The sequence below is a fragment of the Alphaproteobacteria bacterium genome (genome assembly GCA_002869105.1).
In the GTDB taxonomy this organism is placed as follows: Bacteria; Pseudomonadota; Alphaproteobacteria; order UBA7879; family UBA7879; genus UBA7879.
In genome coordinates this window covers 184159-202912 of the sequence record PKTP01000010.1, presented here as the reverse complement: position 1 = coordinate 202912, position 18754 = coordinate 184159, and the positions used below count along the sequence as shown (strand labels likewise).

At 41.8% G+C, this 18754-nt stretch carries 17 protein-coding genes; 10 read left to right on the top strand and 7 right to left on the bottom strand.

The window, feature by feature from the left end:
* Nucleotide 1 precedes the first annotated feature (1 nt).
* From C0582_05850 to C0582_05835, 4 genes are all read left to right on the top strand, one after another.
* Nucleotides 2-1978, top strand: a complete 1977-nt coding sequence (locus C0582_05850; GenBank protein PLX29400.1) for a hypothetical protein — start codon at nt 2-4, stop codon at nt 1976-1978.
* A 44-nt stretch (nt 1979-2022) separates the two neighbouring features.
* Nucleotides 2023-2754, top strand: coding sequence for an rRNA pseudouridine synthase (locus C0582_05845; GenBank protein PLX29399.1), 732 nt, complete (start codon nt 2023-2025; stop codon nt 2752-2754).
* Between the two features lies 1 nt (nt 2755).
* Nucleotides 2756-3160, top strand: a complete 405-nt coding sequence (gene rsmD, locus C0582_05840; protein PLX29398.1) for a 16S rRNA (guanine(966)-N(2))-methyltransferase RsmD — start codon at nt 2756-2758, stop codon at nt 3158-3160.
* Between the two features lie 153 nt (nt 3161-3313).
* Complete coding sequence (locus tag C0582_05835; GenBank protein ID PLX29397.1) at nt 3314-3904, top strand: TIGR00730 family Rossman fold protein; 591 nt, start codon at nt 3314-3316, stop codon at nt 3902-3904.
* Here C0582_05835 and C0582_05830 read toward each other — a convergent pair.
* Nucleotides 3901-5028, bottom strand: coding sequence for an iron-sulfur cluster carrier protein ApbC (locus C0582_05830; protein PLX29396.1), 1128 nt, complete (start codon nt 5026-5028; stop codon nt 3901-3903). The genes C0582_05835 and C0582_05830 overlap by 4 nt on opposite strands.
* Between C0582_05830 and hflK the strand changes: the two genes are divergently transcribed.
* The 5 genes from hflK to mviN all read left to right on the top strand — a co-directional run bounded on the left by hflK (nt 5014) and on the right by mviN (nt 10102).
* Nucleotides 5014-6027, top strand: a complete 1014-nt coding sequence (gene hflK / locus C0582_05825; GenBank protein PLX29395.1) for an FtsH protease activity modulator HflK — start codon at nt 5014-5016, stop codon at nt 6025-6027. The genes C0582_05830 and hflK overlap by 15 nt on opposite strands.
* Before the next feature lie 11 nt (nt 6028-6038).
* Nucleotides 6039-6908 carry a protease modulator HflC gene (locus C0582_05820; protein ID PLX29394.1) on the top strand — a complete coding sequence of 290 codons (870 nt, stop codon included), beginning with the start codon at nt 6039-6041 and terminating at the stop codon, nt 6906-6908.
* A gap of 64 nt (nt 6909-6972) precedes the next feature.
* On the top strand, nt 6973-7830 hold the full coding sequence (locus C0582_05815) for an ABC transporter (GenBank protein ID PLX29393.1): 858 nt from the start codon (nt 6973-6975) through the stop codon (nt 7828-7830).
* 2 nt (nt 7831-7832) lie between these two features.
* Nucleotides 7833-8519: a toluene tolerance protein gene (locus C0582_05810; protein PLX29392.1), complete on the top strand. Its 687-nt coding sequence runs from the start codon at nt 7833-7835 to the stop codon at nt 8517-8519.
* A gap of 71 nt (nt 8520-8590) precedes the next feature.
* Nucleotides 8591-10102: a murein biosynthesis integral membrane protein MurJ gene (gene mviN, locus C0582_05805; protein PLX29391.1), complete on the top strand. Its 1512-nt coding sequence runs from the start codon at nt 8591-8593 to the stop codon at nt 10100-10102.
* Nucleotides 10103-10166: 64 nt separating this feature from the next.
* On the opposite strand, the gene C0582_05800 is transcribed toward mviN, so the two are convergent.
* The 3 genes from C0582_05800 to C0582_05790 all read right to left on the bottom strand — a co-directional run bounded on the left by C0582_05800 (nt 10167) and on the right by C0582_05790 (nt 14583).
* The gene (locus C0582_05800) at nt 10167-10958 is read right to left on the bottom strand and encodes a hypothetical protein (GenBank protein PLX29390.1); all 792 of its coding nucleotides are present in this window, start codon (nt 10956-10958) and stop codon (nt 10167-10169) included.
* A gap of 109 nt (nt 10959-11067) precedes the next feature.
* Nucleotides 11068-13191, bottom strand: coding sequence for a DUF2309 domain-containing protein (locus C0582_05795; GenBank protein PLX29389.1), 2124 nt, complete (start codon nt 13189-13191; stop codon nt 11068-11070).
* Between the two features lie 60 nt (nt 13192-13251).
* Nucleotides 13252-14583: a hypothetical protein gene (locus tag C0582_05790; protein ID PLX29388.1), complete on the bottom strand. Its 1332-nt coding sequence runs from the start codon at nt 14581-14583 to the stop codon at nt 13252-13254.
* Nucleotides 14584-14670: 87 nt separating this feature from the next.
* Between C0582_05790 and C0582_05785 the strand changes: the two genes are divergently transcribed.
* Nucleotides 14671-15519: a LysR family transcriptional regulator gene (locus C0582_05785; protein ID PLX29387.1), complete on the top strand. Its 849-nt coding sequence runs from the start codon at nt 14671-14673 to the stop codon at nt 15517-15519.
* A 6-nt stretch (nt 15520-15525) separates the two neighbouring features.
* On the opposite strand, the gene C0582_05780 is transcribed toward C0582_05785, so the two are convergent.
* The 3 genes from C0582_05780 to C0582_05770 are packed head-to-tail and all read right to left on the bottom strand — an operon-like array spanning nt 15526 to nt 18656.
* The gene (locus tag C0582_05780) at nt 15526-17292 is read right to left on the bottom strand and encodes a metal ABC transporter permease (GenBank protein PLX29386.1); all 1767 of its coding nucleotides are present in this window, start codon (nt 17290-17292) and stop codon (nt 15526-15528) included.
* A gap of 39 nt (nt 17293-17331) precedes the next feature.
* Nucleotides 17332-17685 (bottom strand): hypothetical protein, encoded by a 354-nt coding sequence (locus tag C0582_05775; GenBank protein PLX29385.1) that lies wholly within the window; start codon nt 17683-17685, stop codon nt 17332-17334.
* Nucleotides 17682-18656: a porphobilinogen synthase gene (locus C0582_05770; protein PLX29384.1), complete on the bottom strand. Its 975-nt coding sequence runs from the start codon at nt 18654-18656 to the stop codon at nt 17682-17684. Before C0582_05770 ends, C0582_05775 begins: the two co-directional genes overlap by 4 nt.
* Nucleotides 18657-18754 lie beyond the last annotated feature (98 nt).

The window sequence follows — 18754 nt, the reverse complement described above, 5'->3', positions numbered from 1 at the left end:
GATGTTTAAATATTTCATCCTCGCATTGGTCTTATGTCTTAAGCCACAGGCAGCCACAGATCTTAGTCTGTCATCAGCCGTGTCTGATTTTCAAAACCCTATTGGCGTTTCAGTAACACCACCTAACTCAACAGAAAAACAAGAGGCAGCGAAAGGGCCTCTTTTCAACTTTAAAACAGTTCCAGGTTTTTTTAAAACAATTGACCAGTCTCATGCATCCATTAAACGCGTGATCTCAAGAGGTATAGACTACCTCAATAACTTAGTTGCAGGGTTCGATATTACATTTCTATTGCTCTTTATCCTCTACACCCTTTCTTTTTTCACAGTTCTATTGCTCTTTATCCTCTACACCCTTTCTTTTTTCACAGTTGTCCGCCTTAGTGAGCAATATTCCAAAGCGAATCACAGATCGCCATCTTTTAGCCTCTGCGCCAGCATGGCGCTTCTTCTTCTTTTAGTTAACACCATTTTTTATGGCCTCGCTGAAGAAAAAATTAGAGATAACGAATTAGAATTTTCTATGAAGTACTTTGTCTTTCTTTACTCTTTTGTTGCCATAGGAAAGATCGCCATTAGCTTCATTGTTGGATCGACCTTTCATTTTTTCTCCCCTCATCCACAAGCAAATACGGCAAGGAAAGTCTATTTTGTAGGCTTGTTACATTCGTTCGAAAAAATTATTATTTTTGTTTTGCCCGTTCTCGTTGTGGCCTTGCAAGCAGCCGATTTCATTCAATACTGTTTTCATTGGGTTGAGCGCTGTGACAACACCATACAAAAAATTATTTTGCATATGGTCCGCGCACTCATCAGTGGGTATGGCATGCTCTTTTATCTCTCGATTTACGCAACCTATTTTCCTAAGTTCAGAAAAAAAGTTACATCCCATCCCATCTCCACTACCCTGATCATTATTATACTCACTTTAGGATTCTCAGAAATTTTTAATACGCACGGATTTTGGTTAAACACCCTGACAATCAATAGCCTGATCTCGAACTTCATCAAAACACCTGATGGGCCAACTTTCATTGGCGCAGATCAAATTTTAAGACGCCTTCTACGCATTGCGCTCGTTGTTACCAACGTTATCTTAGGATTTCGAATCATTGTTATTATCAATACGTTTGGGCCAGATACTCTTTGGTTTAAGGAGCTCTCTGATAATCTTTATACACGTTTTGTTACAATATCTTTTATCACAGCGGCTGCTCTTCTTTTTTATTACAAGGTTTTGTATGCAGCAAAAAAAATATCCTTAAATCAAGAAAAACGATTAGAAGGAAATCTATATCTTGTTGTTCCAAACTCGAAGTTTCTTGCCATAATAAATGCCGTAGGTGATTTAGGCACGATTATTTTCTGGCCTCTATATTCTTACCTTGTATTAATCGAACTTGGGTTGAATCAGGTATACTTAAGCTCTTTCTACGGAATTATCGTAGCGGGTGCTCTTCTTGGCGGAAAGAGTAGTATTGATGATTTCTTCAGAGGTCTCAGTTACATTCTTCAGGGGATTATCGTGCGCGGGGGGAAAATCACCGTCAATATGGGAAGTAATGATAATATTTTCGGGGCTGTTGAAGAAATATTTTTACAAAACTTCTACCTCCGAGATCGTGAAGGTCAGCTCCATACATTGAATTATTCTGTGATTAAAACCATCACATTTCATAATGAAATATATAGCAGCTTCATTCTTCAGTTTCCTGGAGATGTTGATATCAATGCTCTCAATAACCTTTTCATAGAAGAAAAAAATCGATTCAACAAAGAGCAGGACGATAAAATTGAAACCATTAGTATCTTCAATATTTTTAAAAATGACGACGATCAAATTGAGATTTCCTATCTCATAAAAGGAAAGCCTATTAAAATATGGGGAGCTCAAGCGCTCTTTGAAAAAAGATTGGGCCAGATTTTAAAAAAGAAAAAAATTCAATATACTTTGGTTCATGGCCCTTCAAGTAGCTAGATTTTTATCTTTGCGTTAATAGCCAAGAAAGTAAAAAACAATTTATGTCTGATATCAGGCTTGCTAAACTCATTGCCGAACGTGGTTACTGCTCACGCAGAAAAGCCGAGGATTTTATCCTAAAAGGCCGCGTTCAAGTAGAGGGTCAAATACATACTGATCTGGGAGAAAAAGTTTCCTTAGATTGTGAGATTTTGATTGATAGCAAACCTTTAGAAAAAGAGATGAAAGGACGTATTTGGGCTTTTCATAACCCGGCGAATCTTATTTGCAGTCATGAAGATCCGGAAAACAGACAAACCATCTATGCTTACTTAAAAAATAAATATGCCTCTCTTTCTCATCTGATATCTGTGGGACGGTTGGATTATATGTCAGAGGGATTGCTATTATTAACAAACAAAGGATCCTATGCCCATCTCCTTGAAAAACCCAGTGAGTCTATGATCCGCGCCTATGATATTAAAGTAGCAAAAGAATTTACGCCCTCTATGATTTCTGCCTTATCTAACGGTATAACCATTGATGACATTCACTATAAAGCAATCAAGGTACATCCTTTAGAACAAGTCGGATCAAAAAACTGGTATCGGCTTAAATTAACCGAAGGGAAAAATCGAGAAATTAGAAAAATTTTAGAATATTTCCATATACCACTGGCGCTCCTAAAAAGGGTTGCTTACGGTCCGATTAAACTAGGCTCTCTTGAAAAAGGCGCCCTCAAAGAACTAAGCTCTCTTGAAATAAAAACTCTCCTCAAAACAGGAGAGAATTAATATGCGTATTGTCGGTGGAAAATTTCGCGGTAAAGCTCTTAAGTGGACTAATGAAAGCACAACGCGACCCACAAAAGATAATGTCAGAGAAGCTCTTTTTAATGTTCTTGAAAACAGCCTAAGATTTGACATCAACGATGCACACGTGATTGACCTGTTCGCTGGAACCGGATCATTGGTGTTAGAAGCCATGTCACGCGGGGCCAGCTCAGCAACCTTGATCGAAACAAATTATAAAGTGCGTAAAATCCTATGGGACAATATCAAATCCTTAGACATTCAATCGCAATGCCAGGTTATTGGTTTAAAAGCCCAAACCTATTTAGAACGAGGAAATCCTGAAGCTCCCTATGATCTCATTTTCTTAGACCCTCCATATCGAATACCTATTGGCCCTACCTTCTAAGTAAACTTAAAACCGGTGACTGGATTCATGACCGCAGCTTGATCATCATTGAAACCTCTAAAACAACGCCTCTAAAATATCCTGGATTCGAAGAGCTCTATAATCGTGTCTATGGCATTGTAAAAATCATCATCTTAAAACGAAAGGATACCCATGAAGAACTCTAAATTTTCAATCACTGTCTATTGCGGCGCCAGCTCAGATGTACAGCCACCCCACCTTAATATTGCACACGAACTTGGAATATTTATTGGAGAAAACAACTGGGCGCTCTATTACGGGGGCTCAAAAGCTGGTCTGATGTGTGCTGTTGCAGCAGCTTGTTTTGAAGCTGGTGGCGAAGTTCACGGCATCAGCTTTGAAAATGAATTTCTGAGCTCACGTGAACCAAAGAATGAAAATCTAACCAGTCATCATATGGCAAAAAACATTCACCTTAGAAAAGAAATTCTTCATGAAAGCGCGGATGCAATTGTTATTTTACCGGGGGGGTTAGGTACCCTTGACGAGGCATTCGAAGCTCTCACTCTACAATATGTTGGTGTTCTCAAAGCGCCAATCATCATCCTAAATCACAAAGGGTTTTGGCAACCTCTTGAACATTTAATAACCCACTTAACTAAAGAAAAGTTTTTGCAAGATGTGACTCGCTTAAATTATCAGTTCATTGACTCCCTTGACGAAGCCAAGAAAGAGCTGATCGCCAACTCTGAAAAAAAGAGTCACCTAAAAAGAATCTCTTAAACATTCTGTGACAAAATATTTTCTAAATAGGTGACAATTTTATCAATACCTTCATGAAAAGGTGTTTGTTCACTCTGTTCATAGAGAGGTTTCCCGCGATCTGCACTCTCTCGAATAGACTTGCTCATGGACAAACTTGCCAGCAAAGGCACTTGCTTTTTTTGACTCAAAAACTCTCCGCCGCCTTGGTCAAATATTTGAAAAGAATGATGACAAGAGGGGCACTCAACATCCGCCATATTTTCAATCAATCCAAAAACAGGAATGTTAAGCGTTTCGTACATCTCAACACTTTTTTCAGCATCAATCAGAGATAGTTTTTGCGGTGTTGTGACAACCAAAACACCAGATAAAGGTACCATTTGAGCCAGGGATAAATGCACATCTCCTGTACCTGGAGGGGTATCTAGAATAAGATAGTCTAATTCTGGCCAAGCGGTTTCCGTTAAAAACTGTTGAATCATTTTTTGAACAAGGGGCCCCCGCCAAATAACTGCCTTATCAGCTGGTATCAGGTATCCCACTGAAAGGGTAGCCAACCCATGATAATCCACAGGAATGGCTTTCCCACCCTCTCTTTTAGGTTCTTGGTTCAGCCCCAGCATGGTCGGAAGGGACGGGCCATAAATATCCAGATCCAGAAGGCCGACGCGATGACCCGCTTTTTGAAGGGCACAGGCAAGGTTAACGGCAACTGTTGACTTGCCAACCCCTCCTTTTCCTGAGGCAACAGCAACCACATTTTTGATATAGGGGAGTTGGATTTTTTCTACCTTTTTTTTCTGGTTCGATTCCTGTTGAGGCGGGGCTTGGCTTGAAAAAATCAGTTGTACATCCCTATCTCGGACCACTTGCAACACATGGTTTTTCAATGCTTGTTGATGGTGTGAAAGCATACGGATTGTGGGTCCATCGCCAAAAAAAATAAGACGAACAGGATCTGCCTCCCACTGAAAATGGGTTTGGATAGGGAGCGTGGAAAGAAGAACGCCACTATCCGGGAGCTTGAATGCATCTAAATGGGTCTGCAGTGCTTGTTTATTGATGGCGGCCATGGTATTAAACTTAAACAAATAGATTAAAAGTTCAAAGATAAATTCGAGAGTTTCATGGACGCATACCATTCAAAACAAGATAATCCCTGGGGCAACAGCGGCTCTGCTGAAAAGAAAAAATCAAACGTTGAAGATTTTATTTCCCGCCGCACTAAAAAAATAGGGGTGAAGCCCCCTTTCACCTTTCCCAAAAATATTTCACCTTTTTGGGTGATTTTTGCGGCTCTTTTTCTTTGGCTCATCAGTGGATTTTATCAAATTGAACCTTATGAGCAGGGACTTGTTCTCAGGTTTGGAAAATGGGTCCGGACGTCTGATCAAGGCATTCACTATCGCTTGCCCACTCCTATTGAGGAAGTAGTTGTGGTTGATGTCACCTCCACCCATAAAATGGAAATTGGCTTTAATAATCACAACGAATCACACATGTTAACGGGTGATCGCAATATCGTCGATGTCAACGTCATTGTCCAATGGAATATTAAAGATGCTGAAAAATTTGTTTTCAACGTCAATCAACCCCGTATGGCGATTAAGGCCGCAACAGAAAGCGCTCTTCGTGAAGTTGTTGGTAAAACCCCTGTCGATACTACCTTTACTTCTGGCCGTGCTGAAATTCAGAGCAAAACAAAAGAGATGGTTCAGAGAATCCTCGATAAGTATCAATCGGGTGTCCACATCGCAGAAATCAACTTAGACAAAGTGAGTCCTCCCGATGAAGTGATTGGGTCTTTCCGTGAAGTTGAAGCAGCTGAGGCCTATCAAAAGCAGGTGATCAACAAAGCAGAATCCTATCGTAATACCATTGTCCCGCAAGCACGTGGTGAAGCTGCAAAAATAACCGAAGAAGCCATTGGGTATCGTGATGCAGCCATTGCAAAAGCAACGGGTGATGTTGCCTACTTTGGACAGCTTGCCAAAGAACATCGCAAAAACCCAGGATTGATGGAAACAAGACTAAAATTAGAGACATATGAAAAGGTATTTAAAGATGCTAAAAAAGTGATCGTTGGTGATCAAGCAAGCAGTAGCATCCTACCTCACATGAAACTTCCCAACGCAAACTAACGGTAAAGTTAATGACACTTACAACAAAAGCTAAATTCCTGGTATCTTTGGCAATCATCCTCCTTGTTGTTGCCATCTCAAGCACATTCATCGTTAAACCCGATGAACAAGTGATTGTCATCAAATTCGGGGATCCGCAACGCATCATCCAAGAGCCTGGGCTCCATTTCAAAATTCCCTTCATCGAAGAGTTGGTGAAGTATAGCAAGAAATCTCTCCCTCTTGATATTCCTGCCAAAGAAATCATCATGTCGGATAAAAGCAGGGTTGTGGTGGATACCTTTTCCCTTTTTCGCATTGCCGATCCTTTGAAGTTTTATCAACGTGCTCGAACGCTCAGCAGAGCAATGATGTTGTTACAGCAACAATTGGTGGCAGACTTAAACAAAACCATTGCCAAGGTTAATTTTGATGTGATGCTCTCTGATCGCCGATCCGAGGTTATGGCAGAAATCGTCTCTGAAATGAAAGATTCAGCGGGTTATATGGGTGTTGAAATTGTTGATATTCGGATTCGCCGCGCCGATGTCCCAACACAAATCAGCCGCGCAATCTATGACCGTATGATCAGTGAACGGGATCGGATCGCAAAACAATTCCGCGCCATTGGAGATGAACGTGCCCAAGCCATCAAAGCCGAGGCCAATCGTCAATCAACCGTCATTATTGCAGAGGCCAATCGAGATGCTGAAAAGATGCGTGGAGAAGGGGATGCTAAAGCTGCTGATATTTATGAAAAAACATACAGCCAAAATCAGAAATTCTACGCCTTCTATCGACACCTTCAAGCATACGAGAAAGCTCTTGCTGAGACAGATGAAAAACCAACTTTCATTATTAATCCTAAAAAGTTTAAGTTTTTCGATCAACTCAGCCAATAAACAAAATACAAAGCAACTGCGTGTAACTTGTGTTTTGTAAAAAGTTAGGCTACTCTTAAAACTCATGGTGGGAATTATGAAGCTTGTAAAATGCATAACGATAACTGCTTTCACTTGGGTGCTTTGTTTTCAAGGTCCACTGGCAACAACCATATACCTTCCACAGCCAAACATCCAAACCAAACCTCCGGCTACATCCACTGACAATCATTCCATCACCGCTGAGGACGTTCTTGAAAATTATAATGAAGGTGAGATTGACGATCCATTAGAACCTTTTAATCGCCTCATGTTCATGATCAACGACTTTGCCGATATAATTGTCATCAATCCCTTGGCAATGATCTATAAAACATTTCTGCCTGATTTTGTTCAAACGGGTGTTCGAAACACCCTGAGCAATCTTATGGAACCTGTTCGCTTTGTGAACTCTGCTCTCCAGGGGAAGATCGATGATGCCTTTGAAACCCTAGGGCGTTTTATTGTTAACTCAACATTGGGTATAGTGGGTCTTTTTGATGTTGCCTCAGAGATTGGCCTCGAAAAACATGAAGAAGATTTTGGACAAACCCTGGAAAGTTGGGGGTTTGAAAGTGGTCCCTATCTTGTCCTTCCTCTTCTAGGTCCAAGCTCACTTCGCGATGCACTGGGACAAGGTGTTGATACTTTCGGCGATCCAGTAAACCTGGTTCTTCGCGCCAATGATAAAAAGGAGTATATCTACATTCGCTGGTCAGCTGAAGTTTTATCCAGACGGGCTTATTACAGTGATGAAATTGACTCACTGAAAGAAACGTCCATAGACTTTTATGCAACCGTTCGCTCACTTTATGCGCAGCGCCGTGCGCACCTTAACCGTGATGGTAAGCCTTCCAGTTCTGAAGGACCTTTACCATTAACTTATGATGAGGCATTTGAATAATAATGTTAAAAAAATATTTCATCCTTTCTCTTCTGATCCTATTCAATCCATGGTTCATGGCGGTCAGTGATGCAGCCGAAGACGCCTCTGAACAAGAGAGTGTTTCTGCTGAGTCATCCGAGAAAGATCAAAATGCCAAAACAGAGGACGCAAACCTCAAAGAAGCTGAAGCATTTATCAAAGACTTGGGGTCAAAAGCCATTCATGTTTTAACAGCTAAAAAAGATAATCCCGCTCAACAGAAAAAAGAATTTGAAGAAATTTTCATCAATCATTTTGCTGTAAAAAGCATCGCAACTTTTGTCCTGGGTCGCTATCGTCGCACGGCCACGACGGAAGAGAAAAAGGAGTTTTTTGAGCTCTTCAAACAATCCATTGCAGATGTCTATACGGAACGGTTCAAAAATTATCAAGATGAATCCTTTGTGGTCAATCATGCTCGCCCTGCTGGGGGTAAATCAAACCTCATTCGTGTCTATAGTGATATCAAAAAGCCCAACGCTTCCCCCATTGAAGTTGAGTGGAAAGTATTCAAAGATAGTGATGGTGAATATCGTATTACAGATGTTATCGTCGAAGGCTTGAGTATGAGCACGACTCAGCGCTCCGAGTATAGCTCAATTATTGAAAATCATGGGGGTTCTCTCAGTGGTCTCAATAAGGTTCTCAAACAACGCCTTGCCGAGTAACATGACCTCAGCTTGTGTCCTTCGCACACGCATCACGACCTCGACACGCCCTCTAAAATCATGGATCAGCATTGGCTTTGCTTAAATCCTTTTCAACAGTAAGTGGTCTTATCCTGGTCAGCCGGGCTCTTGGATACGTTCGGGACATGCTCATTGCATCCTATATTGGCCCTGGACCCATCACAGATGCTTTCTTCCTTGGCTTTCGTTTGCCCAACACCTTTCGCAGGCTCTTTGCCGAAGGGGCTTTTAATGCCGCCTTTATTCCGATTTTTACCAAGATTTGGCACCGTCACCCCAAAGCGGCAAGCCTCTTTGTCAGCAACACACTGGCCTTTCTGTGCCTGATGTTAATAGGGCTCACGGCTGTATTTGAAATCTTCATGCCACAAGTTATGGGCCTGATTGCCATGGGGTTTGAGAAAAATCAAACCTTTGAGCTTGTGGTTTACCTCGGCCGAATCATGTTTCCCTATATTATTTTTATTTCTCTTGCTTCTCTGTTTATGTCAATCCTCAATAGTCTTAACAAATTCGCCATTGCTTCAGCCTCCTCCATTTTACTCAATATAAATGCCATTTTATTTATATCCCTCTTTTCTTCCTCACCTCTTCAAACAGCTTTTGCACTGAGTTGGTCTATACCGGTCTCAGGCGCCTTGCAACTGGGTCTTGTTTGGTATGTTGCACAAAAAAATTTAAACATTCGGGTGATCAAGCCTCGATGGACAAAATCTATGAAGCAGCTCTTCAACAAGATTTTGCCTGGTATTTACGGGGCAGGTATTTATCAAATCAATCTTCTCTCATCCGATATCATTGCCTCCTTCATTCCGTCTGGTATTTCCTATCTATCGTTTGCTGATCGGATTAATCAATTTCCACTAGGGCTCATTGGCGCATCCATGGGACTGGTTGTTTTACCGCAACTCTCTCGGCAGATTGGTCAGAACCACCCGAATGAAGCTCTTAAAACAATGAACAAAGGTATTTTAGGGTCTCTGTATCTTGCATTTCCTTGTGCGCTTGGCATCTTCACTTTAGCGCCAGATATTGTTCAGTCTCTCTATCATTATGGTCATTTTTCCCTGAAAGACGTTGACGCAACTTCACAATGTTTGCGTGCCTTTATTGTAGGCTTACCTGCCTTTGTGTTGGTCAAGGTGCTCACCAACGCCTATTTTGCCCGGGGCGATACCCGGACCCCGGTGATTTTAACCAGCTTCATTCTGGTCACTAATATCGTTATCAATATCATTCTCTCTCAATTTTATAGTTACGTAGGTATTGCCGTTGGCACCAGCATTGCTTATTGGATTCAACTCACGATCTTGATTGTTTTGCTTCATCGGAACACCTGGTTTAGACCTTCTAGGGCTTTACAGAAAAAAATAGGGATCTGCCTTGTTGCTGCCATTCTCATGGTCTTTGGCTTACATCTTCTTAAAAACTCTCACCTCATAGACTTTCTATATATCCGTCAACTCAAAGTCGCTGGGCTTATTGGAATGGGTGCTGCTCTTTACCTACTCATCACCCAACTTTTAGGCCTAACCATCAAAAATCTTCGAACTCCTGCATAAAAAAAAGCCGGCCAAATGATAGCCGGCTTAGGACAAAAAAATAGGAGGACAGAGCTATTTTCTTTTAGAGATTATATTTTTTTCTGATGTCATCCCGATTTTTTGCTCTAGCAGCTGCCGCCCTTTGACGGGTAGGACTAGGTGACCGAGGTCCCCTCTCCATGGCACGCTGCTCGGCTTCCATCGCTTTCTTGATTGATGGGGGATGGTAGGGGTCCCCCTCTTTCCATACATTTTGCATGGCACGAGATGCTGAAGCAGCTGCGGCCGCCAGCCTTCCACCACCAAATGCATCTGTATAAATTTTCTGTAATTCTAAGCTGGTTTTTAGAGCTCCATCTTCTCTAAACAGCTTCACAAAGAAAGAAACGGCCTGGGCTATATTCATGGTTTTTCCATTATTCAGTTTAATCTGAGGAAAACGATTAATATCTGCCGGCATATCAGCTTGGATATAGGCAGCAACCGCCGCAATAATTTGACCAATACCAGAGTTTTTATCAGGACTTAAAAGCCCTTTGTTAATATCAAAAAGATATTTCTCAGCCCCTGTTCTATCGCCTTTTGTGACGTCAAATGTTCGTGCTACACTGGCTAAACTTTTAAGGCATTCTTTATACCCATAAACCACACTGCTTCCTGTTATACCATCCTTATACCAAATAGATTCTGGATCGGTTAGGATGCGATACATATACCATACAGCATTAGCACTTGAGCTTTTGTAATCCTTACAAATTGACGGCCTGACTGTAAGGGGAAGATAAGATGTATAATATGTCGGCTCATAAATACCGTGAGTACTATTAAGAGCAAACACAAGAGAGACGGCAGCTAATTTTTTCTTAAAAGCCATTTTAAAACCCTGTTTTTTTTATGATGTTATATCCAAAACACATAAAAAAACAAGAAAGTCCTGATAAAGAAGGCGTTGGAGAGAAAGTTAATGGAAAGGGATCCTCCCTTTATACTGCAATCATTGCTTTTTGATCAGGATCAAAACAATTGATAAAAATCCACTTGTTCTTAATCAATGCTGCAATCTTAGGCTGGGCGTTGACAATCTCCTGCACCCGCTCCAAAGGCGCATAAATAAACACCTGTAGACGCAGTGGTTGATGATAGGGCGTTGTATCGTTCTCATAAACGGATTGAAGCGCCAGCCCATGCATCAAATCACTCGCATTCCCCTGCATCACCCCAATCTTCCCCGTAATGTTTTGGGTGATCTTACTGCCAGCACCATAAGCAACGGGGTTCAACGTTGAAAAAAAGTACTGCATATTAATCCAATGGGCCACAACCATCGGAGCTGTCATAATGGTTGTGAGATGGGTACTATCTGTATCTGTTTGCCACTCATACTCATGAAGAAATGACCGGCCTTCAAGGTTAATCTCCTGTGTCCATGATCTGGGGCCAACAATTAAACTGGCATTGCGTGCCAATCCCCATTCAGGGCGCACTTGTGCCCAATCACTGCTCAATGTTTTGGCAGCGTCGATGGTTGACTGTGTGACGGGCAGTTTTTTCAATCTATTTTTTATGTTTTCTTGGCGTGCCTTTCCCAGGCTAAGCTGGAGCTGTCTCCCCTTTTCAGAAATATCAGATGTATAAATATCAATCTGATCTGTCGTTGTATCATGACGCGCGCCATAAAAAACCGTTTGATCTGGAATAATGAGCCCTCTTTCTTGCAGACCTTTTCGAACAGCCTGCTGATTTAAAATTTGGGCCAAAACACGCGCATTGTCTAATCCTTCATGGCCACCACACGCCCCACAATCTAAAGATGAGGCAAACGCGTTATTTTGGGTGGTGCTGCCATGGCCACAAAAAACCACCTGTGTGGCATAATTTTTTGTTAACCCCATTAACTGCAACGCCCCAGAGGCAAGCTTCACCTGATCCTCTAATGGAATAGCTGACAAATCAAACCGATTTAAATTAATTTTACCCAGTTCTTTTGACAATTTTTTTTGAATTTGTGAGGTCCACCTTGGGAAGAGTGATCGCATCATGGCCCAAAAACCAAATAAACTTCCTGTTGCTTCAACCAAAGCAAGAGGGGTTAAAAAGGAATATTTCAAAGCTTGATAAAGCCGCTTAACGGCGTGGGTTGTGCGATAAAATTGCCGGGTTTTTTTGAGACGTTTCGGTGTTTTTTCAACACATGCAGTTGGTTTCAAAAGCACCGGGCAAGAAGCATGTTCCTCCTTGCTTAAACCGTTACGAATTGAAATCGGCAACCCAAAAAAGCCAGCAAAGCCGATTGTTTGATAGTTGCCCTGCTTTTCAATGGCGCGCCGGATTTGCTCTGATCGCACATCAATACAAAACACCAATTGCGCGTCAGGCGCTGAGTTTGTTGCCGTCATTTTGGAAGCTGATTTTTCTAGTTTGGCGCTTAAATCATCAACGTACATTTTTTCGGTTTTTTCAATCGAGGATAATCGATCCTTGACGTCTGGGAGTTGAGTGACCTGTTGTTGATAAAAAGGCAAAATCTTTGCCGCCTCAGGCCACATACAAACGGTTATAATCAACCGCGCTGCAAGATAGTCAATGGCCTCTCTCTCTCGAGGTGTTGGCGCCCACTCCGCTCTGTATTTCACATGAGCGGCCCACCCTGGAAGAGTTACAAGCATTAAGAAAAGAAATTGCTCTTGATCATCCTCTGGTATCTCCAATCGTAACAAGCACAACTCAATGGCCTGCAAGGCATTGGACGGTAATTTCTGTAGCCATTTTTTGAGGCTGGGATCATTTTGATGAACATAACAATCGTGGGGAAGCAATTGACAGAGCGACTGATAAAACCCCCGTTGGCGCCCTGGCAATTTCAAGGTGGCCTGATCTTTATCATAATAGGTTTGACACCATTTAATGGTGGCAGCATTAAGCGCATCCAGCTCAGGGGGCCATTGTTCCTGTTCAAACGTAGCCATCGCCTCTTTGAGAGATTCGTGTATCGGCAGATGTTCCAAACCCTGCAGCGGGTTGACTGCAATCAGATTTTGTAACGGCCAAAAGGGAGCCATCTTGTTCCAACTTGATTGTATCATTTTCTTAAGCATCAAAATCTCCATTTTAAGGGGTGTTTTTGATCAAAAACGGCCCTATTTTGACTCAAAACAGCTCTGTTTTCATCATTTATAGCGATAAAAAAGGCGCTGTAATGTCATGGTTTTTAGAGCTGGTTGGCTCGCATTCAGCCCTTTTACGTATAGTTTTTTATACCAAACAGGCACTCTACCCTTCTGATCCCACTGACGCACAACGATCATCACTCCCCAAGCAGCAGAAATAAAAGCAAGATAAGCTATAAAAACCCAATTCAACGGCCTCGGAACCATAAGGGTTTCAGGCAAATGTGATTCAATCAACCAGACATTATAGCCATAAAAAGTACCTAAAATCGTGGCCAGGCAAAGGGCTTTAAGCACAACATACCGAACAGGCTCTTGCAGCAAGGTAAATGCCATCTGAACGCCAGCTATAAAAGCAATGAAAACAAGGATACTGTTGGTCGTAAGCGCAGTCAAAGACCGCCCACTGCCATAGGCAAAAGCAAAGGCAAATAACGCCCCCGCGCACACAGCAATCAAAATCCGAAAGGGGGTTAGCTGAAGCGGTTTATCAAATCTTTTCTCTGAAGCAACGCCACCAGAGCTCAAAAATAAATACGCTTTGAACAGGCCGTGCCAACATAAGTGGGCAACCGCTGCCGCAAAAAGCCCTAGGGAACACTGAATCACCATGAAGCCCATTTGACTTAACGTTGAACACGCCAACATGCGTTTCACATCATTTTGAAGAAGTTTCCAAAACGTGCCGAGCAAAGAGCTAATGGCCCCAAAGATAAACAAAACCATAAGCCAATGTGAATGGTCGGCAAAGAGCCCAGAAAAACGAACCAGGAGAAAGCCCCCTCCATTCACCAGCCCAGCGTGCATCAATGCGGAAACAGGCGTTGGTGAATTTAGAGAACTTAACAGCCATTTGTGAAAAGGCCATTGTGCTGACTGAATCAATGCTGAAATCACAATGCCCGCTAAGGCAACCTCAAACATGACAGAGTGATAAGTCATCGCAGTCATGGCTTTGATCGACGCCGTTCCCATCTCAACATAGAGAACCACAAAAGAAAAAGCTAAAATCAACGAGCCGACCCCCAGATATTTCCAGGCCAACCGTCCCGCATTTTCAGCCGCAGCCCAACTGGGTTTGTGGATCATCAACTGCTTTAAAAAATAATTCGCTCCTATCCATGAAAAAACAAAAAGGGCGAGATGATCTGCTGAAATTAAAGAAACTAAGCACATCAAAAGAAGGAGCAGGCGCCAGTAAAAAACAGCAAAAAACTGGTCTCCCCGCATATACCGCCATGAAAAAAAGCCGATAATGATGGTGATAAATCCAACCAACGCCATCATAACTTCTGAAAGAGCATCAACGTGAAAAAGAAAATCCAAAGCCATATTTCTTAATTTTTTTATGATTGATGACTAAACCGAATTGTGCAATAAGTAAAATTAATAATTATCATAAATTGATTAAAAAAATTAATGACTATTGATATTTCACAGCTTCAGAGCTTTTTAATGGTTGTCGATCAGGGAAATTTTACGCTTGCTGCAGAGAGGCTGGGACGCACTCAATCTGCAATTAGTCAACAGATAGCACGCCTAGAAATCGCCATTGGCAAGAAACTGCTCAACCGCACAAAGCCTTTCCAGCTCACCCCGGATGGTGACGTTTTTTATCGTTATGCCAGGCAAATTTTGGACCTCCATGATTCAGCCTTGTCTTATTTTAAAGAGCCCGACGTATCTGGAGATATTCGTTTCGGTGTCCCCGAAGATTTTGCCAGTCTGTTTCTCAGTGAAATACTAGCGCACTACAGCATCACACACCCCCGCCTCCATTTAAATATCGAGTGTGACTTAACTTTAAACCTTTATAAACGCTTCAAAAAAGGTGAGTTTGATTTGGCCTTGGTTAAAATGAGCCGTCCTGAGGATGTGCCGCATGCAACAGAAATGTGGTCTGAACAACTTTTATGGGTAGGGTCTCGGCGCAATCTTACTTTTACAGGGGATATCCCTTTGATTTTATCCCCAAAACCTTGCATCTACAGAGAACATGCTTTGCGGGCCCTAACGCAAAAAAATATCAAGTGGAGCATTCGATTTTCAAGCATGAGTCACGCCAGTAAAATAGCAGCTGTCCAAGCAGGGATGGGTATTACCGTTTTACCAAGAAAGTTGGTACCCAAAAATCTTCAGTGTTTTGCGTCGAGTCAAGCGCTGCCACCCCTTGATGATATTCAGGTAACATTACTCCAAAACAATACAAACCAAGGCCCTATCCAAGCGCTCAGCGATTACATTCATGAAACCCTTCGCCAACGATAGCGGGCATTAAGATTTTTCTTCTTTTTTCTGGGTATGCCATAAGGTTGCATAGGCGCCGCCTTTTGAGAGAAGCTGATGATGCGTACCCTGAATGATTTCACCATTCTTCATAAAAAAGATCAGATCAGCATCAACAATGGTTGATAAACGGTGAGCAATCACCAGCGTCGTAAACCCTTTTGATAGGCGGTTCAGGTTACTCTGTATTTCTCTTTCGGTATGCATATCCAAGGAAGAAGTCGCTTCATCAAAAATATAAATTTTCGGTTGCTTCAATGCCAGGCGTGCAATTGCAACACGTTGTTTTTCTCCACCAGAGAGTTTTAACCCCCTCTCTCCAACCACTGTTTGATACCCGTGCGGCAACTCTAAAATAAAATCATGAATCAAAGCAACTTTAGCTGCGTTTTCAATTTCCACCGAAGTCGCACCTGGTTTTGCAAAAGAGATATTGTCATAGATACTTGTGTTAAACAGAACCACATCTTGCGGAACAATCCCTAATGCGCTTCTTAAGCTCTCTTGTGTAACCGACTGAATATCTTGGCCATCAATTAAAATCTGACCTGAAGACACATCATAAAAGCGCATCAACAATCGTGTTATGGTGGATTTACCTGCGCCACTATCACCAACGATCGCAACGCGTTTTTTCGCGGGGATGGTTAAGCTTAAATTTTTTAACAAGTCGGAGCGGTTTAGGTACTTAAAAGAAACATTTTTAAAAACAATTTCTCCCTGCTGAACCACTATTGGCTTAGCCTCCAATTGATCGACGACGCTCAAAGGTTCAGACATAATTTCTTCAACTTGTTCAATATGTGTCAAGGCAATTTTCATCTCCCGGTAACTGAATCCTAAATTAGACAAAGGCCCAAAAAGCTGGAGCAGATACATGTTTAGCAACACAATATCACCAACGCCAAAGGTCCCCTTTTTGACATCATGAAACGCCATCACAAGCAGTAACGTTAACCCTAAACCCATAATAACGACTTGACCAATATTGAGCATGCTCAAACTCACAAACGTTTTCTTACGGGCTTCTTGCGCCTCAGCAAACAAAGAACCATAGTTACTTTGATCAAGAGCTTCTCGGCCAAAAGATTTGATCGTTTCATAATTCATCAAACTATCAATAGCATAAGCGTTGGCTTCATTTTGACGTTTATTCATTTCACGGGCTTGGTGTGTTTTTTTGTTCGCTATTCGCACAGTATAAAAAACATAACTCACGAGCGTTAAAAAGATGACCGCAGCATAAACTGCCTTATAAAAAGCGATCAAAAATCCAAAAACCAACAACACCTCAAGGATCATGGGAATTGTATTAAACACGAAAAAGCGAAGGAATAGCTCAAGGCTGGTGATCCCTTTTTCAAAAACAGAGTTTAACGCTCCTGTCTTTCTCTGTATGTGAAAATCATAGCTAAGCTGATGAATTTTTTTGAATAGACTCAATGCCATGGTTCGCACAGCATTCATATCAACAGGGATGAAAATCAGATCTTTCAGCGCCATCATGCTACCTCCTAAGAGATAACAAACTCCATACAGAATGATCATTATGAAAGGATAAAACAGAGAGCCTTCAGGTGTTGATAAAGCATTCAAGCCCTCCTTAAAAACCAAGGGAGCAACACTGGAAAAAACTTTACCTGAAATAAGAATGAGAAGGGTGGTCCAAAACGCATACTTAATTTTTTTCTGTGTGGATTGATAGCAATAGAAAAATATTTTTTTAAGCAAATCATATGTTGAAAATGTTTTCATTTTTTCCCAAGTGTCAATTGAGACCAACTTTATCTAGCCTCATTCTGTTGTTAATTTAATCGATATTTTCAGACGCTTGTTTTCACATTTTGTAATCTGAATATCTAAGCGATAATGATCACGCTCAAAGTGCATCTCTTTTGAAGATTTTTTTTTCCATCCTAATTCTTCTAAACTTGTTTTAAAGAACTTTTTAAGCTGTTCCAAGTGATATGCGTCTGTTTCACCACTGACTTCAATAATTTTTCCCCCTGGAGCATCAAAGCTTAATCCATCATCATTTAAAATAAGACCCTCTGGCTGTGGCACTTCACTGGATTGAAAAGGCCAGTCAGCGCCCTGGATCTTGAAAAAGAATAAGAAAAAAGCCAGAAAAAAACCACATCGATTCATTGCTTCAATCTCCTTGCAACTTCCTGGGCAAAATAGGTAATGACACAGTCAGCCCCTGCTCTAAAAATGCCAATTAAAGACTCTTCAATGGCTTTTTCATGAACGAGTCCCGCACTCACTGCCTTTTTAATCATCGCATACTCACCACTCACTTGATAGCTATAAAGCGGAATTTCTGGATAACGGTATTTTATTTGATGGATCACATCCAAATAATATCCAGCTGGTTTAACCATCAGCATGTCTGCTCCCTCTTTGACATCCAGATCCGTCTCAAGTTGCCACTCATGCATCCGACGATAATCACATTGGTAACTGCGCCGATCCCCTTCTTTGGGCGCCCCTTCAGCGGCTGCCCGAAAAGGTCCATAAAATTGAGAAGCATATTTAACAGCATAAGATAAAATCGGAATATGGCCAAAGCCATTCTGATCCAGCTTTGTTCGAATCGCTGCAACCATCCCATCCACCATACCGCTGGGCGCAATCACTTGACTCCCTGCCTGAGCATGAGACAAAGCTTGCAAAGCAATCATATCACATGTTGCTTCCATATCTAGTCGTCCCTGGCTTTCACAGGGGGAGAGCTGTCCACAGTGGCCATGATTCGTGTATTCGCAAAAACAAACATCGGTTATGATCACAAGATCATTCTTTAAGGGTTCCAAAGCTTTTAACGCTTCTTGAATAACCCCGGTCTCCAAATAGGCTGCAGAACCTTTTTCATCTTTGTATTCTGGAATACCAAACAAAAGAACTTGCTGAATACCACAGTTTAGCAGGGTCTCTACATGACCCACAAGCATGTCAGGGCTCCATTGAAAATGCCCCGGCAAGGTTGGAATTTCTTTTTTAATCCCTGTTCCCATCCTAACAAAAAGGGGGGATACAAGCTTAGAAGCGCTAAGATGAATATCTGTCAGAACATTTCTAAGAACATCACGTGTGCGAAGGCGGGCAGGTCGAATCATATAGGTTTCACATTTATCCTCTAACTTATCATGTCTCCAAATGAGAATAAAGCCAGCCTTTTATCTTCACGCCATACTGTGCTCAGTCATAACTCTAT